At 69.0% G+C, this 16,248-nt stretch carries 15 protein-coding genes; 13 read left to right on the top strand and 2 right to left on the bottom strand.

Annotated features, from left to right (window positions below):
- Nucleotides 1-133: 133 nt before the first annotated feature.
- Genes ACZ68L_RS31910 through ACZ68L_RS31900 form a run of 3 tightly spaced genes read left to right on the top strand, consistent with a single transcriptional unit; the run spans nt 134 to nt 2,892 of the window.
- Nucleotides 134-949 (top strand): ABC transporter ATP-binding protein, encoded by an 816-nt coding sequence (locus ACZ68L_RS31910; RefSeq protein WP_404252757.1) that lies wholly within the window; start codon nt 134-136, stop codon nt 947-949.
- Nucleotides 939-1,802, top strand: coding sequence for an ABC transporter permease (locus ACZ68L_RS31905; RefSeq protein ID WP_469583823.1), 864 nt, complete (start codon nt 939-941; stop codon nt 1,800-1,802). The genes ACZ68L_RS31910 and ACZ68L_RS31905 overlap by 11 nt, the downstream gene beginning before the upstream one ends.
- Before the next feature lie 52 nt (nt 1,803-1,854).
- Nucleotides 1,855-2,892 carry an ABC transporter substrate-binding protein gene (locus tag ACZ68L_RS31900; protein WP_469583821.1) on the top strand — a complete coding sequence of 346 codons (1,038 nt, stop codon included), beginning with the start codon at nt 1,855-1,857 and terminating at the stop codon, nt 2,890-2,892.
- Between the two features lie 107 nt (nt 2,893-2,999).
- Here the strand turns inward: ACZ68L_RS31900 and ACZ68L_RS31895 are convergent, their stop codons facing one another.
- Nucleotides 3,000-4,301 carry a polysaccharide deacetylase family protein gene (locus ACZ68L_RS31895; protein WP_469583818.1) on the bottom strand — a complete coding sequence of 434 codons (1,302 nt, stop codon included), beginning with the start codon at nt 4,299-4,301 and terminating at the stop codon, nt 3,000-3,002.
- A complete protein-coding gene (locus ACZ68L_RS31890; RefSeq protein WP_469583815.1) occupies nt 4,298-6,331 on the bottom strand; it encodes a transglycosylase domain-containing protein in 2,034 nt (677 codons plus the stop codon). Before ACZ68L_RS31890 ends, ACZ68L_RS31895 begins: the two co-directional genes overlap by 4 nt.
- A 564-nt stretch (nt 6,332-6,895) precedes the next feature.
- Here ACZ68L_RS31890 and ACZ68L_RS31885 point away from each other — a divergent pair.
- The 10 genes from ACZ68L_RS31885 (at nt 6,896) to hypA (ending at nt 16,248) form a co-directional block, all read left to right on the top strand.
- Nucleotides 6,896-8,695 (top strand): hydrogenase maturation protein, encoded by a 1,800-nt coding sequence (locus ACZ68L_RS31885; protein WP_469583813.1) that lies wholly within the window; start codon nt 6,896-6,898, stop codon nt 8,693-8,695.
- A gap of 48 nt (nt 8,696-8,743) precedes the next feature.
- Nucleotides 8,744-9,823, top strand: a complete 1,080-nt coding sequence (locus ACZ68L_RS31880) for an NADH-quinone oxidoreductase subunit B family protein (RefSeq protein ID WP_469583810.1) — start codon at nt 8,744-8,746, stop codon at nt 9,821-9,823.
- Between the two features lie 85 nt (nt 9,824-9,908).
- Entirely contained in the window at nt 9,909-11,693 is a 1,785-nt protein-coding gene (locus ACZ68L_RS31875) for a nickel-dependent hydrogenase large subunit (protein WP_469583807.1), read from the top strand.
- A complete protein-coding gene (locus ACZ68L_RS31870; RefSeq protein WP_469583804.1) occupies nt 11,690-12,265 on the top strand; it encodes a hypothetical protein in 576 nt (191 codons plus the stop codon). Before ACZ68L_RS31875 ends, ACZ68L_RS31870 begins: the two co-directional genes overlap by 4 nt.
- Nucleotides 12,262-12,927, top strand: coding sequence for a DUF5947 family protein (locus ACZ68L_RS31865; RefSeq protein ID WP_469583801.1), 666 nt, complete (start codon nt 12,262-12,264; stop codon nt 12,925-12,927). Before ACZ68L_RS31870 ends, ACZ68L_RS31865 begins: the two co-directional genes overlap by 4 nt.
- On the top strand, nt 12,924-13,622 hold the full coding sequence (locus ACZ68L_RS31860) for a DUF6084 family protein (protein WP_469583799.1): 699 nt from the start codon (nt 12,924-12,926) through the stop codon (nt 13,620-13,622). The genes ACZ68L_RS31865 and ACZ68L_RS31860 overlap by 4 nt, the downstream gene beginning before the upstream one ends.
- Complete coding sequence (locus ACZ68L_RS31855; protein ID WP_469583797.1) at nt 13,619-15,067, top strand: hypothetical protein; 1,449 nt, start codon at nt 13,619-13,621, stop codon at nt 15,065-15,067. Before ACZ68L_RS31860 ends, ACZ68L_RS31855 begins: the two co-directional genes overlap by 4 nt.
- The gene (locus ACZ68L_RS31850) at nt 15,064-15,612 is read left to right on the top strand and encodes a hydrogenase maturation protease (RefSeq protein ID WP_469583792.1); all 549 of its coding nucleotides are present in this window, start codon (nt 15,064-15,066) and stop codon (nt 15,610-15,612) included. Before ACZ68L_RS31855 ends, ACZ68L_RS31850 begins: the two co-directional genes overlap by 4 nt.
- A gap of 15 nt (nt 15,613-15,627) precedes the next feature.
- On the top strand, nt 15,628-15,732 hold the full coding sequence (locus ACZ68L_RS31845) for a DUF6893 family small protein (protein WP_389637029.1): 105 nt from the start codon (nt 15,628-15,630) through the stop codon (nt 15,730-15,732).
- Between the two features lie 123 nt (nt 15,733-15,855).
- Nucleotides 15,856-16,248 carry a hydrogenase maturation nickel metallochaperone HypA gene (gene hypA, locus ACZ68L_RS31840; RefSeq protein ID WP_469583788.1) on the top strand — a complete coding sequence of 131 codons (393 nt, stop codon included), beginning with the start codon at nt 15,856-15,858 and terminating at the stop codon, nt 16,246-16,248.

The raw sequence follows: 16,248 nt of genomic DNA, 5'->3' as shown, positions 1-16,248 counted from the left end.
CCTGACCAGTCCTCGTGGCTTATTCGTTGTCGCAGCGCGAGCAAAACGAGCAGAACCGCGGGTTATGAGCAGAAGCGGGAGTTGTGAGCGCAAGGGTGCCCACGATCCCGGGCCGCCCCTAGCGTCCCGCTCCATGAACAGCGAAACGAGCCCCGCCATCGAGCTGCGGGGGGCGAGCAAAGCGTTCCGGACTCCGTCGGGGACGCTCCACACCGCCGTACGGGATCTGGACCTCACGATCGGGCGCGGCGAGTTCGTCGCCGTCGTGGGCCCCACCGGATGCGGCAAGTCGACCACCCTGACGCTCGTCAGCGGGCTGGAGGAGCCCACCGAGGGCGAGGTGCTGGTGGGCGGTGAACCGGTGCGCGGCATCGGAGACAAGGTCGGCTTCGTCTTCCAGCAGGACGCGGTCTTCCCCTGGCGGACCGTGCTGTCCAATGTGATGGCGGGCCCCCGGTTCCGCGGCGTACCGAAGCCCGAGGCGAAGGAGCGGGCCCGGGAGTGGCTCGCCCGGGTCGGGCTGTCCTCCTTCGAGGACCGCTACCCCCACCAGCTGTCCGGAGGCCAGCGCAAGCGCGTCGCCCTCGCGGCGACTTTCGTCAACGACCCCGAGATCCTGCTCATGGACGAACCCTTCTCCGCCCTCGACGTGCAGACCAGGGCCCTGATGTCGGACGAACTCCTGGAACTGTGGGCCGGCACCGGCGCCTCCGTCGTCTTCGTCACCCACGACCTGGAGGAATCCATCGCGCTGGCCGACAAGGTCGTGGTCATGACCGCGGGACCGGCCACGATCAAGGAGGTCTTCGAGATCGACCTGCCCCGCCCCCGCAAGGTCGAGCAGGTACGTCTGGAACCCCGGTTCATCGAGATCTACCGGGAGATCTGGTCCTCGCTCGGTGAAGAGGTCCGCATCACCCGCGAGAGGGGTGCGTTCAATGTCGCCTGAAACCATCACCGCGAGCGCCCCCGTCACCAAGACCGAACGGACCCAAGCCAGGGCTCGGGCCGCCCGGAACCGCAAGTTCCTTGTGCTCGGGAGCCGGGTCGCGGTGCTCATCGCGGTCATCGGGCTGTGGGAGTGGCTGGCCCGCTCCGCGGTCATCGACCCGTTCAACTTCTCCATGCCGTCGAAGATCTGGGAGCAGATCCGCACCTGGGTCGTGGACGGCACGGCTCAGGGCTCCCTGTGGGAGCAGATCTGGTACACGCTCTACGAAGCGCTGCTCGGCTGGGTCATCGGTGTGATCGCCGGTGTGCTGCTCGGAATCGCGCTGGGCCGCGTCCGCTTCGCCGCCGACGTCCTCGGCCCGTACATCAAGGTGCTCAACGCCCTGCCGCGCATCGTGCTCGCCCCGATCTTCCTCATCTGGTTCGGCCTCGGCCCGGCCTCGAAGGTCGCCTCCGCGGTCGTGCTCGTGTTCTTCCCCGTCTTCTTCAACGCGTTCCAGGGCGCCAGGGAGGTCGACCGCAATCTCGTCGCCAACTCCCGCATCCTGGGCGCCAGCAACCGACAGGTGACCCTTCAGGTGGTCATCCCCTCGGCCACCTCATGGATCTTCACCAGCCTGCATGTGAGCTTCGGCTTCGCGCTCATCGGCGCCATCGTCGGCGAGTACATCGGCGCCACGAAGGGGCTCGGACTGCTGGTCGCTGCTTCCCAGGGCACCTTCAACGCGGCCGGTGTCTACGCCGCGATGGTCATCCTCGCGATCGTCGCGCTGCTGGCCGAAGGCCTGTTGACCTTCCTGGAGAAGCGGCTCTTCCGGTGGAAGCCGGCCGACGCCGACTCCCCCCGCTGACGCCCACCGTCATCCGTACACCCGACCGTTTCTTCACAAGGACGTGAATCAGATGCGCACATCCATCCGGATCTCGGCCGTCGCCGTCGCCGGCGCGCTCGCCCTGACCAGCCTGACCGCCTGCGGCGGCGACTCCACCTCGGCCTCCGGGGGCAAGAACGACAAGGTCAAGATCATGGTCGGGGGCCTGGACAAGGTCATCTACCTGCCCGCGATGCTGACCGAACGGCTCGGCTACTTCAAGGAGGAAGGGGTTTCGGTCCAGCTTCTGACCGAGCCCGCCGGCGTCCAGGCGGAGACGGCCCTGGTCTCCGGCGACGTCCAGGGCACGGTGGGCTTCTACGACCACACCCTCGACCTTCAGGTGAAGGGCAAGCACGTCGAGTCGGTCGTCCAGTTCTCCCATGCTCCCGGCGAGGTCGAGATCGTCTCGAACCAGGCGGCGGGTGACATCAAGTCGGCGAAGGACTTCAAGGGCAAGAAGCTCGGAGTGACGGGTCTCGGCTCCTCGACCGACTTCCTGACGAAGTACCTTGCCGTGAGCAACGACGTGCAGACCAGCGAATTCACGCCCGTGGCCGTCGGAGCGGGACAGACGTTCATCTCCGCGCTTCAGCAGGGATCCATCCAGGGCGGCATGACCACCGACCCGACCGTCGCCACCATCCTGGACAAGAAGCTCGGCAAGGTCCTCATCGACATGCGGACCCCCGAGGGCTCCCAGCAGGCGCTCGGCGGCCCCTACCCGTCCTCCAGCCTCTACATGCAGACCGAGTGGGTCAACAGCCACAAGGAAACCGTCCAGAAGCTGGCCAACGCCTTCGTCAAGACGCTGAAGTGGATGTCCACGCACAGCGCCGACGAGATCGCCGCGAAGATGCCCGCCGACTACGCCCAGGGCGGCGGCAAGGACCTCTACGCGGAGGCGATCAAGAGCACCCTGCCCATGTTCACCACGGACGGTGTGATGCCGGCGGACGGCCCCGCCACCGTCGAGCGGGTCCTGAAGGCCTTCAACCCGAACCTGAAGGACGCGAAGGTGGACCTCGACAAGACGTACACCACGGAGTTCGTCAAGAAGGCGGGCTGACCGCGGGCGCCGACGGCGCCCGCACCCACCGGACCGCGGAGCCCGGCACTGAACGACTCGTCACGTCATCCGAGTCGTCCGGCCGGAGCTCCGCTTTCCGTGTCCGCCTACTGCTTCCAGTTCGGCGGCTGGGCAGGGTCGAGCGTCCGCCACTGGGCGAGGACCTCGGGGTCCTGCGCGTCGAGCCAGTCGGTCAGTTCGCGGAAGGACACGCAGCGCACCCCCTTGCGCGGGCAGACCTCTCGCATCGTCTCCTCGACGGCATCCATGTAGATCCCGCCGTTCCAGTCCTCGAAGTGATTTCCGATGAACAGCGGTGCGCGGCTGCCGTTGAACACCCGCTCGAATCCCGCGAGATAGGAGTCCCGGGCCTCCTCGCGCCACGTCCGGTACTTCGCGGGGTCGCCCTCGGTGCTGCCTTCCGACTGGTTGTAGAGGAAGTTGAAGTCCATGGACAGCACCTGGAAATCCTTGCCGGGGAACGGCAGCATCTGCAGCGGAAGGTTCCAGATACCGTTCTTCTTGGACGGCCAGATCTGGAACTCCCCCGGGGAGCTCGCGTCGTAACGCCAGCCGAAGGGCTTGGTCGCCGGCAGCAGGGTCTTCTGTCCTTCGAGACAGGGAGCCCGCCCACCGACGACCTCGCGGGTGGGGTCGAACGGCAGCGGATCGAGGTCCGTGAAGCCCGTGTTCGTCTTCCAGTTCTGAACGAAGGAATAGAACTGGTTGATCTCGCTGAACCACTCGGACGTGGTCCAGTCCCCACCGCCCTTCTTGTCGCAGAAGTGGCCGTTGAAGTGGGATCCGATCTCGTTGCCCTCCCGCCAGGCGTCGCCGAGCTGCTCCAGCGTCATGCGGATGTGCTCGCGCGTCGGGTACGAGATCGCAGCCGCGCCGGGTTTGTGCTGGGGCGGCTCGTAGAGGCTCCTCTTCTCCTTCGGAAGCAGGTAGATGCCGGTGAGGAAGAACGTCATGTGCGCGTTGCTCTCCTTCGCCGCACGGCGGAAGCGCGAGAACATGCGATCGTCGCCCTCCAGCGCGCCGTCCCACGAGAACACCACGAACTGGGGCGGCTTCTCACCCGGCTTGAGCCGCTCGGCCTTCAACTGATGCGGCTGCGGCCCGGTGTAGGACGTGGAGCCGTCGCCCAGAATCCTGACCTTCCCGTCCCACTTCTCCTGCTCCGTCTTCCTGCCGTCACCATCGCGGTGTGCCCGTGCGGTGGGCGTCGGCGCGGCGACGGTGCTGGTGCCCTGCCGCGGTGTGCGGCTGTCCGAGTCGTCGGACGCCAGCGGGACGAGCGCCGCGGCACCCGAGGCCACCAGGCATGCCGCGAGCCCAAGGACGATACGAGGCGTCAGCCGGGCCCGTATTCGGTGGACGACGGTCTCTGCGCTGCTCTCTGTCACTTCGTCACCGCTTCCGTGTATGCGTTCCAGATCCGGGACGGGAGCTTCTTGCCGGTCGAGGAGGTGCCGCCGAGCCCCTTGAGCGGCAGTGGCGCGAGACTCTTCGTGAGGTCCATGCGGTACATGACCACGGCCGTGGACGCGGTCCGGTCGTATCCGACGTACCAGCGCGCGGTGTCGTCCTCGGTGGTTCCGGCCTTGGCGGCGACCGGTGAGCCGGAGGCGACACCGTTCTCCCCGCCGGGTCGTGCGAGCGACGTGGTGACCTCGTCGGCGACGTCGGTCCCTACGGCGCGCTTCGCCCGCGGCAGATCGAGCCGGACCGGCTCGCCGTTGCGCGTGACCCTGCCGACCGAGTACGGATCGGTGTGCATGCCGTGCGCCGCGAACATGCCGTACGCGTCGGCCATGCGGATGGCGCTCGGCGTGGAATTGCCCATCGAGAACGAAGGGACGGGCGGACCGAAGCTCGACGGGAGCAGCCCGGATGCCTCGGCCGTGCGGCGGACCTGCTTCAGTCCCGCATCCATGCCGAGCTGGAGGAACGGGGAGTCCACGGACCTCGCCAGGGCGTCGTGCAGACTGATGCGGCCGTAGGAGCGGTTGCCGTCGTTGTGGCCCTTGACCATCTTGCCGCTGCGGTCCCAGTACGGTCCCTCGGCAGTCATGACGGGGATGTCGTCGTCACCGTCGTACATGGTCGAGGGTGTGACCGTGGTCCGGGGGCCGTTGCGTCTGCGCGAGACGCCGTGCTCCAGCCCCGCGGCGTAGACGAAGGGCGTGAAGGCCGAACCGGCCGGGACAGTGCCCGCGTTGGACTCGTTGAAGGCCTGTCGCTCGAAGTCCGGTCCGCCGTACACGGCGAGGATCCGGCCGTCCGGGGCGACGGACGCGGCCCCGAACCGGGCATGGCGATCGGCCTTGCGCTGCTTGGGATCGAGTGTCTCGCGCGCGCCCTTGACGGCCCGTGTGAGCGCGTTCATCCGCGGCTTCTCGAATGTCGTGTAGATCTGGTAGCCGCCGAGGTCGAAGCGCGCGTCGGAGATGTGCCCGGCACGTTTGGCGTACGACTCGGAGAGCTGGACCAGGTAACCGTCCTGCCCGGCCATGCTGTTCGGTTTGTGAGGGGGCTTCGGCTCGGGGAAAGTGGTGTACCGGGCGCGTTCGGCCGGGCTCAGCCTGCCGATCTCCACCATTCGGTCCAGTGTCCACTTCCACCGTTTGACGGCGCGGGCATGGTTGCGGGGGTTGACGGCGGGATCGTAGAGCGAGGCTCCTTTGAGCAGCGACGCGAGGAACGCGCCCTCACTGGCGCCGAGTTGGGTGACCTCCTTGCCGTAGTAGGCCTGGGCCGCGCGCTGGAGACCGTAGGTGCCCCGGCCGAACCAACTGGTGTTCAGATAGTCCTCAAGGATCTTGTCCTTGCTGACACTTCGGTCGAGTTTGACCGCGAGCAGCATCTCGGTGAACTTGCGGGAGAAGGACTGGTCCTGCGAGAGGTAGACGTTCTTGACGTACTGCTGGGTGATGGTCGAGCCGCCCTGGGTGTCTCCCTCGCCGACCGTGCGCCACAGCGCGCGGGTGATCCCCTGGGTCGATATGCCGTGATCCGAGTAGAAGTCGGCGTTCTCCGCTGCCAGTACGGCCCATCGGACATCGTCGGGAATCTTCGACAGAGGCATCTCCTGGCGGCTCACCCAGCCCGTACGGGCCATGGGAGAACCATCGGCCCAGTAGTAGACGGTGTCCTGCTGGGTGGCGAAGGCGTTGAGGTCCTCCGGGATGTCCGTACGCGCGTAGGCGATGCCCACCACGGTCGTGAGCGTCGCGGTGAACATCAGGAACGAGCCCATGACCAACCGCCAGGAGGGCACCCATCGGCGCCAGCCGCTTCGGCCCGCGCGCGGGTAATCGGGTTTGCGCGGCCGGCGCCGGCGTGGCCGCTTCGCCTGTTTCCGGCGTCCCGCCCCAGGGACGCATAAGTTCCGGGCGCGATGCGCCGTTCTGCTGAATATGTTGTGCTGTGTCATTCCGTCCAGCCATGACAGGCCGGGCCGGCCGCTGACTTCGACCGTGCCCGTACAGGTGTAGTGGTCACTGCTCGTCCGCCGTCGCACTCCGTGCAGGCGGGCCCTCCCGGGGCCCTGCGGATGTCTGCCCGCGATCGGCGGGCGGCGGAATCATTCGTCCCGGCCGGTGTATGGCATGTGCAACCTCAGGTTCAGTTCAGGCCGTGCGGCTGCTGATCGGACCGAAACGCCCGGAGGGTGGCCATGCGCTCCGCCCTCACCCACTTCGCCGCAGCCAAGGCCAAAGCGTGACCGAGAGTCGCGTCGCGAAGTCACGTAAAGATAACAGGCCGCCGGGGCGAGTCGCGCCGCCCGGACCCGACCGGCCCTCGGTGGGTGGGCAGTTGGGCTCGGAACGGGCAAGGGGCACGCCCCCGGATTCCCCTGAGTGGTCGCCGATGTGTTCGCTTTCGGGTGACTTCGCGGCCGGTTGCCCGGTGGTGACGCGCCGTCAGTGGCCGACCATCGCATGATCGGAATCCGTCCGGACCGGACCGGGACGGATCGGGGCGCTGGGAGGCCGTTGTGCACATCCTGCTCGTGGCGAGCGCGTTCAACAGCCTCACTCAGCGTGTTCACGCCGAACTGAGGGACCGCGGCCACACCGTCGCGGTGGAACTCGCGACTCCGGACGCGACCGCGCGCGATGTGTCGCTGCGGCGGGCGGTGCGCGAGTTCGCGCCCGACCTCATCCTCGCCCCGCTGCTGAAGACCGCCATCCCCCGGGACGTATGGGCGGCGTACACCTGCCTGGTCGTCCACCCCGGCCCCCCTGGCGACCGCGGGCCGTCCTCCCTCGACCGGGCCGTCCACGAGGGAGCGGACACCTGGGGCGTGACCGTCCTGCAGGCCGGCGAGGAGATGGATGCCGGAGACATCTGGGCCTCGGAGACCTTTCCGGTGCCTGCGGTGGGCAAGAGCGACCTGTACCGCAACGAGGTCTCCGACGCCGCGTCGCGGGCCGTGCACCGCGCCGTCGAGCGCTTCGCGTCCGGTACGTACGTCCCCCGTCCGCAGACCGGCGGCGACGCGGAACTACCCATCCGTACCCGGCCGTTCCTCCGCCAGGAGCACCGCCGCATCGACTGGGGGTCGGACTCCACGGCGGAGGTCCTGCGCAAGCTGCGAGCCGCCGACTCCTGCCCAGGGGTGCTCGACGAACTGCTCGGGGGCGAGTGGTTCCTGCACGGAGGGCACCCCGAGCACGAACTGCGCGGCCGGCCGGGAGAACTGGTGGCCGTACGCGGGGAGGCCGTCTGCCGTGCGACGACCGACGGCGCCGTGTGGATCCCCGAGCTGCGTCCGCGCCGAAGGCCGGGCGGGGACGCGACGTTCAAACTGCCCGCTGTGACGGCTCTCGCCGGGCGTTTGCCCGCCCTGCCGGAACATCCTGCGCCGCTGTACGACGAGGAGCGTGGGCACGGCTGGAGCGACATCGGATACCGGGAGGTGGGACAGGCCGGTTTTCTCAGGTTCTCGTTCCCCGGAGGCGCGATGAGCACGACGCAGTGCCGGCGCCTGCACGACGCCTACCGTCTGGCCTGTCGACGGCCCACCTCGGTACTGGTGCTGGGCGGCGCCCGGGACTTCTTCTCCAACGGGATCCACCTCAACGTCATCGAGGCCGCCGCCGCCCCCGGCGAGGAGTCCTGGGCGAACATCAACGCCATGGACGACCTCGTGGAGTCCGTGCTGACCACCACCGACCGGCTGGTGGTCTCCGCGATCGGCGGGAACGCGGCCGCGGGCGGGGTCATGCTCGCGCTCGCGGCGGACGAGGTCTGGTGCAGATCGGGAGCGGTGCTGAACCCGCACTACCGCCTGATGGGGCTGTACGGCTCCGAGTACTGGACGTACACGCTGCCACGCCGGGTGGGGGCGGCTACCGCCGAGCGCCTCACCGGGCGGGCGCTGCCGGTCAGCGCCGAGTCCGCTGTGCGGCTCGGTCTGGCCGACCGGACGGTCGACTGCGACGCGCAGTCCTTCGCGGGCGAGGTCGCACGGCTGGCGAGCCGCCTCGCCGAGTCACCCGCGGCGCTGTCGCGCATCGCCGCCAAGAAGACCGAACGGGACCGGGACGAGGCCCGCAGACCCCTGGCGGACCACCGGGCGGCGGAGCTGGCCGAGATGCGGCGGATCTTCTTCGACCCGCGGTCGTCCTACCACGCACTGCGGCACGCGTTCGTGCTCAAGGATCCCCCGGCGGGACAGCCGCCGCACCTCGTCCCCCCGACGCCGGGACGGTCCCGCCGGAAGGACGGCGTCACCGCACTGGCGGCGCACCATGCCGCACCCGCACCGGGTGCTTGCTACGAAGAACTGTGAAGGCCGATCCGCCGGCCTTCGTGTGTCTCTTTCCAGGGAGGCATCCTCATGGATGCAGCAACGTCGAACACCGTGGACGCACCGGTCGCGGCCACCGAGGAGGACTCCCCGATCCACATCCTCTGGATCAACGCGGGGCTGAGCTGCGACGGCGACTCGGTGGCCCTCACCGCCGCGATGCAGCCGAGCATCGAGGAGATCGTGACCGGTGCGCTGCCCGGCCTGCCCAAGGTCGAGGTCCACTGGCCGCTGATCGACTTCGAAAGCGGGCCGGTGGGTGGTGCTGACACGTTCATCGAGTGGTTCTTCAAGGGCGAGCGCGGCGAGATCGACCCGTTCGTGCTGGTCGTCGAGGGGTCCATCCCGAACGAGACGGTCAAGCCCGAGGGGTACTGGTGCGGCTTCGGCGACAATCCGGAGACCGGCCAGCCGATCACCACCAGCGAATGGATCGACCGGCTGGCGCCCAACGCCCTGGCCGTCGTCGCCATCGGCACCTGCGCCACGTACGGCGGGATCCACGCGATGGCCGGCAACCCGACGGGTGCCATGGGCCTGCCCGACTACCTCGGCTGGGACTGGAAGTCGAAGGCCGGTATCCCGATCGTGTGCGTGCCCGGCTGCCCGATCCAGCCGGACAACTTCTCGGAGACCCTGACCTATCTGCTGTACCAGGCGGCGGGAGCCGCTCCGATGATCCCGCTCGACGACAAACTCCGGCCGACCTGGCTGTTCGGCGCCACCGTGCACGAAGGGTGCGACCGGGCCGGCTACTACGAGCAGGGCGAGTTCGCCCGGACCTACGACTCGCCCAAGTGCCTGGTCAAGATCGGCTGCTGGGGCCCCGTCGTCAAGTGCAACGTACCCAAGCGCGGCTGGATGAACGGCATCGGAGGCTGCCCGAACGTCGGCGGCATCTGCATCGCCTGCACCATGCCGGGCTTCCCCGACAAGTTCATGCCGTTCATGGACGAACCCCCGGGCGCCAAGCTCTCCAGCACGGCCAGTGGCGCGTACGGGGCGGTCGTCCGCAGGCTTCGGACGATCACGGCGAAGACCGTGGACAAGGAGCCGAAGTGGCGGCACAAGCGGGGCCGGCTGACCACCGGCTACCGGCCCCCGCGGTGACCACGCCCCACACACCGACCGCACCGCGCACCTTCCGGTGACACGACCCCACCGCACGCTTCTCAGAAGGGCTACGGCACACACGATGGCACCGACAACTAAGGCGGCCGGCGACGGCAGCGGCCTGGTGGAGATGGCCTGGGACCCGATCACCCGGATCGTGGGCAGTCTCGGCATCCACACGAAGATCGACTTCAAGCAGAAGCGGGTCGCGGAGTGCTACAGCACCTCGTCGGTCTTCCGCGGCTACAGCGTCTTCATGCGGGGCAAAGACCCCCGTGACGCGCACTTCATCACCAGCCGGATCTGCGGGATCTGCGGCGACAACCACGCCACGTGCTCCGTGTACGCGCAGAACATGGCGTACGGAGTGAAGCCGCCCCACCTCGGTGAGTGGATCATCAACCTCGGCGAGTCCGCGGAGTACATGTTCGACCACAACATCTTCCAGGAGAATCTGGTCGGGGTCGACTACTGCGAAAAGATGGTCCGCGAGACCAACCCCGGTGTCCTGGACCTCGCCGAGCGCACCGAGGCCCCGCACGCCGGGGAACACGGCTACCGCACGATCGCCGACATCATGCGGTCGCTCAATCCCATCGAGGGCGAGTTCTACCGCGAGGCCCTCCAGGTGAGCCGCTACACGCGGGAGATGTTCTGCCTCATGGAGGGGCGTCACGTGCACCCCTCCACCCTCTACCCGGGCGGTGTCGGCACGGTCGCCTCCGTCCAGCTCTTCACGGACTACCTCAGCCGCCTCATGCGGTACGTGGAGTTCATGAAGCGGGTCGTGCCCCTGCACGACGACCTGTTCGACTTCTTCTACGAGGCCCTGCCCGGGTACGAGGAGGTCGGCCGCCGGCGGGTGCTGCTCGGCTGCTGGGGAGCGCTCAACGACCCCGAGCACTGCGACTTCACGTACGCCAACATGAGCGACTGGGGGCGGAAGATGTTCGTCACCCCCGGCGTGATCGTGGACGGCAAGCTGGTCACCAACGACCTCACCGAGATCAACCTCGGCATCCGGATCCTGCTGGGCAGTTCGTACTACGACGACTGGCAGGGCAAGGAACAGTTCGTCACCCACGACCCGCTCGGCAACCCGGTCGACCCCCGCCACCCGTGGAACCAGCACACGATCCCCGCGCCGCAGAAGCGGAACTTCGACGACAAGTACAGCTGGGTGATGTCGCCGCGCTGGTTCGACGGCAAGGACCACCTGGCCCTGGACACCGGCGGCGGCCCCATCGCCCGCCTCTGGTCCACCGCGCTCTCCGGGCTCGTCGACGTCGGCTACGTCAAGGCCACCGGCCACAGCGTCGTCATCAACCTGCCGCGCACGATGACCAAGCCCGAGACCACCTTCGAGTGGAAGATCCCGAAGTGGAGCAACGCGCTGGAGCGCAACCGCGCCCGCACGTACTTCCAGGCGTACGCGGCCGCGATCGCGCTGCACTGTGCCGAAAAGGGGCTTGAGGAGGTCCGCGCCGGACGTACCCAGACCTGGGAGAAGTTCGACGTCCCCGACGAGAGCATCGGCGTCGGATTCACCGAGGCCGTGCGGGGTGTGCTGTCCCACCACATGGTGATCAGAGACGGCAAGATCGCCAACTACCACCCCTACCCTCCGACGCCGTGGAACGCCAGCACCAGGGACACCTACGGAACTCCCGGGCCTTACGAGGACGCCGTGCAGAACACCCCGATCTTCGAGGAGAACCCGCCGGAGAACTTCAAGGGCATCGACATCATGCGCACCGTGCGCAGCTTCGACCCCTGTCTCCCGTGCGGCGTACACATGTATGTGGGTGGGGGCAAGACGGTGCAGAAGATGCACGTGCCCACCGGGCTGAGCGGACTGGGCGGATGAGCGCGGCAGCGAGCGCGCTCGACGCGGAGCAGGCCGGTCGGCGCATCGACGAGGTGCTTGAGCGGGTGACGGCAGCCGGTGACCAGAAGGCCGTCGCGGCGGCCGAGGAGCTGGTGCGGGTCCTGATGGACTTCTACGGCGCCGGGCTGGCCCGGATCGTCGCCGGGCTACGGGCCGCACCGGGCCGCGCAACCGGCGACACCTTGGACGAACTCCTGGGCGACGAGCTCGTGTCGAGCCTCCTGGTCCTGCACGACCTGCACCCAGAGGACACCGGAACACGGATCGGGCGCGCCCTCGCGGCCGTCCGTGACCCCGTCGAGGTCGTGACCTTCGACGAGAGCACGGGCACCCTGCGTCTGCGGACCACCGACACGGGCGGCTGCGGCCGCGCCGGTGCGTCGGCGGCACAGCAGCAGGTCGAGAACGTCCTCGCCTGCTTCGCACCGGAGGTGACCACGGTCGAACGGGAGCCGGGCCCCGCCACCCCGGAACCGGCACTCCTCCAGATCGGCACCCGTCCGCCGCAGGCCGCGCCGGCCACCCGGGCGACCCCGGCCGGCACACCATGAGCGCGCCCACGACGCAGGCCCGACGGCCTGCCCCCACCTCGGGCCTGCACACACTGCGACGGTTCGCGGCCCCGAGCGGACCCCGGCAGGAGCAGTGCGAACTCTGCGGAGTGCGGGTCACCGAGGGGAACCACCGGCATGTGGTGGACACCGAACAGCGCTCGCTGGCGTGCGCCTGCACACCGTGCGCCCTGCTGTTCGAACGGCCCGGTGCCGCACGGGGCCGGTTCCTGAGCGTCCCGGACCGCTACCTGGCCGACCACGACCACCGCTTCGACGACAACGCGTGGGATCTCCTGCAGATCCCGGTCGGGGTCGCCTTCTTCTTCCGCAACGCCGCACTGGACCGGCTGGTGGCGCTGTACCCGAGCCCTGCCGGAGCCACCGAGAGCGAACTCGATCCATCGATCTGGCAGACGGTCCTCGGCGGAAGCCGCCTGGCCGAGCTGCTGGAACCGGATGTGGAGGCGCTGTTGTTGCGGCGTTCCGAAGGCCGGGTCGAGTGCTATCTCGTTCCGATCGACATCTGCTACGAACTGGTGGGCCGCATGCGCCTGTTGTGGCAGGGCTTCGACGGCGGAGCCGAGGCCCGAGCGGATCTCCGGGCCTTCTTCGAACACGTCGAACGCCGTTCCGGGGCAGCAGCGGGGGAGCGGCGATGACGGAGTTCACCTTCACCTGCACCGGCGTACGCGCCGACCCGTACGCCGCAGGCCCCACGCTCGTGTTCCGGCTGCGCGTCACCGCCTCCCCGGGCGCCCGGGTGCACGCGATGGCGTTGCGCTGCCAGATCCGCATCGAGCCGGCCCGGCGCGACTACGAATCCGCCGAGGCCGAGGGACTGGCGGACCTGTTCGGCGAGCGCCCGCGCTGGGGCAGCACACTCCAGCCCGTGCAGTTCGCCCAGGTCCCGGTCATGGTCCCCGCGTTCACCGGTGAGACCGAGACGGACGTCGTCGTGCCCTGTACCTACGACCTGGACATCGCCGCGACACGGTATCTGAACGCGCTGACGGGGGGTGAGGTGCCGCTCCTGATGCTCTTCTCCGGTACCGCGTTCACCGGTTCCGGCGGCTTCCGGGTCGAGCCGGTGCCCTGGGACCTGGAGGCGCCCTTCCGGATGCCCGTCACGGCGTGGCAGGAAATGGTCGAGCAGCACTTTCCCGGATGCGGCTGGATCCGTCTCCCTCGCGACACCATGAGCGCGCTGCTCGCGTTCCGCTCCCGGCACGCACTGGCGTCCTGGGAGTCCACCGTCCGGGCCCTGCTCGACGCCGCCGGATCCACACCCCTCCAGCAGCACCGGGCCTCCGCCGGCGCCGGACTCGCCGGGCTCGCCGAAAGGGCGGCGCAATGACCGCGTCCACTTTCACCCCTGCGCTGGAATCGCGGTTCGCCACCGCCCGCGGGGTGGCCGACGCCGTCCTCTTCGAGGGCTACGTCCTGTATCCGTACCGTGCGTCGGCGGCCAAGAACCGGCTCCGCTGGCAGTTCGGAGTGCTCGTACCACCGGCCTGGACGGCAGCCGCCGACGAGCACGACTTCCAGCACACCGAGTGTCTGATGGAACCGAAGGCCGATGCGACTCTGGCGGCCGAGGTGCGCTTTCTGCACGCCCGACGACGCATCGTGCAGCGGCTTTGCGAGGACGGCACCTTCGAGACCGTTCCCGAACTCCACCTCACCGACCGGGTCCTCGTTCCCTGGGACGAGGGTGCGGAGGAACGGATCGAACTGCTCGTCACTGTGGCCGAGCTCACCGGCGACGGCGTCGTCGTCCCCTTCACCCGCCCGGCGCGCGAGGAGAGCGAGACCGTCCGCGACGAGGACGGCCGGACCGTGGGCCGGCTGGTGCGCCACTGCGAGGAGATCAGCGGGAGGCTACGGCTCTCCGCCGCCGAACTCGACGGCCCCTACCGGGCGATGCGGCTCACCGCCGTCGTGGAGAACACCAGCACATGGACCCCGGACGCCGATGACAGCGACCGTGACGCCGCCCTGCCCAGCTCCCTGGTGGCGGCGCACCTCCTCCTCGGCCTCGACACTGGCGCCTTCCTCTCCATGACCGACCCGCCCGAGTGGGCCGCGGGGGCGGTCGCGGCCTGCCGGAACCTGCACACCTGGCCCGTACTGGCCGGTGAGCCCGGCCGCGCGGACCTGATGCTCTCGTCCCCGATCATCCTGGAGGACCATCCGGCCATCGCTCCGGAGAGCCCCGGAGCGCTGTACGACTCCACGGAGATCGACGAGATCCTCGCCTTGCGCACAGCGGCCCTGACGGACCGGGAGAAGCGCGAGGCCAGGGGGACGGACGACCGGGCGGCGGCCGTGATCGACCTGGCCGACTCGATGCCCCCCGAGGTCCTGGAGCGGCTGCACGGCGCGGTACGGGCCCTGCGAGAGGTCAGCGAACCGGGTGCGCCCGCGGTCGTCGCACCGAGCGGGCATGCGCGCGCCCCGGAGGAATCCGACGCCAACGACCTGATCCGCCCGGACCAGCCGTGGTGGGACCCGGCCGCCGACGACCGGGTCGATCCGGCGCGCGACCGGATCCTGGTGGACGGCCGCTCGGTGGGCACGGGCAGCCGTGTGCTCCTGCGGCCGGGCCTGCGCCGCACCGACGCCCAGGACCTCTTTCTGCGAGGCCGCAGCGCACTGGTCGAGGCGGTACTCCACGATGTGGACGGGGGAGTCCACCTCGCCGTCACCGTCGAGGGCGATCCGGGCGCGGACATCCGGCGCGAGCAGGGGCGGTTCCTCTACTTCCAGCCCGACGAGGTCGCACCACTGGAGGACGCATGACACCGCCCCCGGCACAGCGGGCGACCACTCTGGTCGCGGGCGTCGGCAACATCTTCCTCGGCGACGACGGCTTCGGTGTCGAGACCGTACGACGACTGACCGCGGAGCCTCTGCCCGGCCACGTCGAAGCCGTGGACATCGGCGTGCGCGGAGTCCACCTCGCGTACCAGCTCCTGGACGGATACGACACGCTCGTCCTGATCGACGCCACCCAACGCGGCGGTGAGCCGGGAACGCTGTATGTGATCGAGGCCGACCGGCCGGGCCGGATCGAGCCGCAGGAGGCCCTGCTCGACGGCCACCGCATGTCCCCCGACGCGGTCCTGACCCTGCTGGAGACCCTGTGCGCAGGGACGGGCTGCAGGCCCCCGCAACGCACGCTGGTCGTCGGATGCGAACCCGCCCGCGTCGAAGAGGGCATCGGTCTGAGCGACCCCGTGGCCGCCGCCGTCCCACAGGCCGTGGACATGGTTCTGCGTCTGGTGCGGGACGACGAACAGGCCACGCCCACCCCACAGCCGGCAACAGGCACGGCCGTGAACTGAGGAGACGAACACGTCATGAAGAAGATCATCATCGGCGGCGCGGTCGCCGCCGCCCTTGCCGCACTCCTGGCTCAGGTACTGCCCGACATCAAGCGCTACGTGCGCATGCGGTGCATGTGACGGCACCGGGGTCCGGAGAGGAGCCGGGCTGCACCGAATGACGTACCTGGCGTGCGGCATCGGCGAGCCGACCCGGCGGCGGCGGCCACCCCCGGTCTAATGACGCGGGCAGGACGGAGACCCATGCACGAGATGTCCATCGCCATGGCCGTCGTCGGCCAGGTGGAAGAAGCAGCCAGGACCGGAGGCGCCGTCGGCGTCACGTCCGTCCGGCTCCAGGTCGGCGAACTGGCCGGAGTGGTACCGGACGCACTGTCCTTCTGCTTCGAACTGGCCTGTGCCGGGACCGTGCTGGAAGGCGCGGAGCTGATCGTCGACTCCGTACGGGCGAGAGCGCGCTGCGCGCCCTGTGCGGACGAATGGGCGGTCGGAATGCCACCGGTGCTGTGCTGCCCCGTGTGCGGGGAAGCGACCGCGGAGCTGCTCTCGGGCCGCGAACTCCAGATCGCCGACGTCCACTTGGACGACGGCCCCGCGCACGGACACAACCGTGAACCGATTTCCGAGGAGCGCTGA

The sequence above is a fragment of the Streptomyces sp. NPDC104309 genome (assembly GCF_055584025.1).
This window is presented reverse-complemented; position numbering and strand designations above follow the sequence as displayed.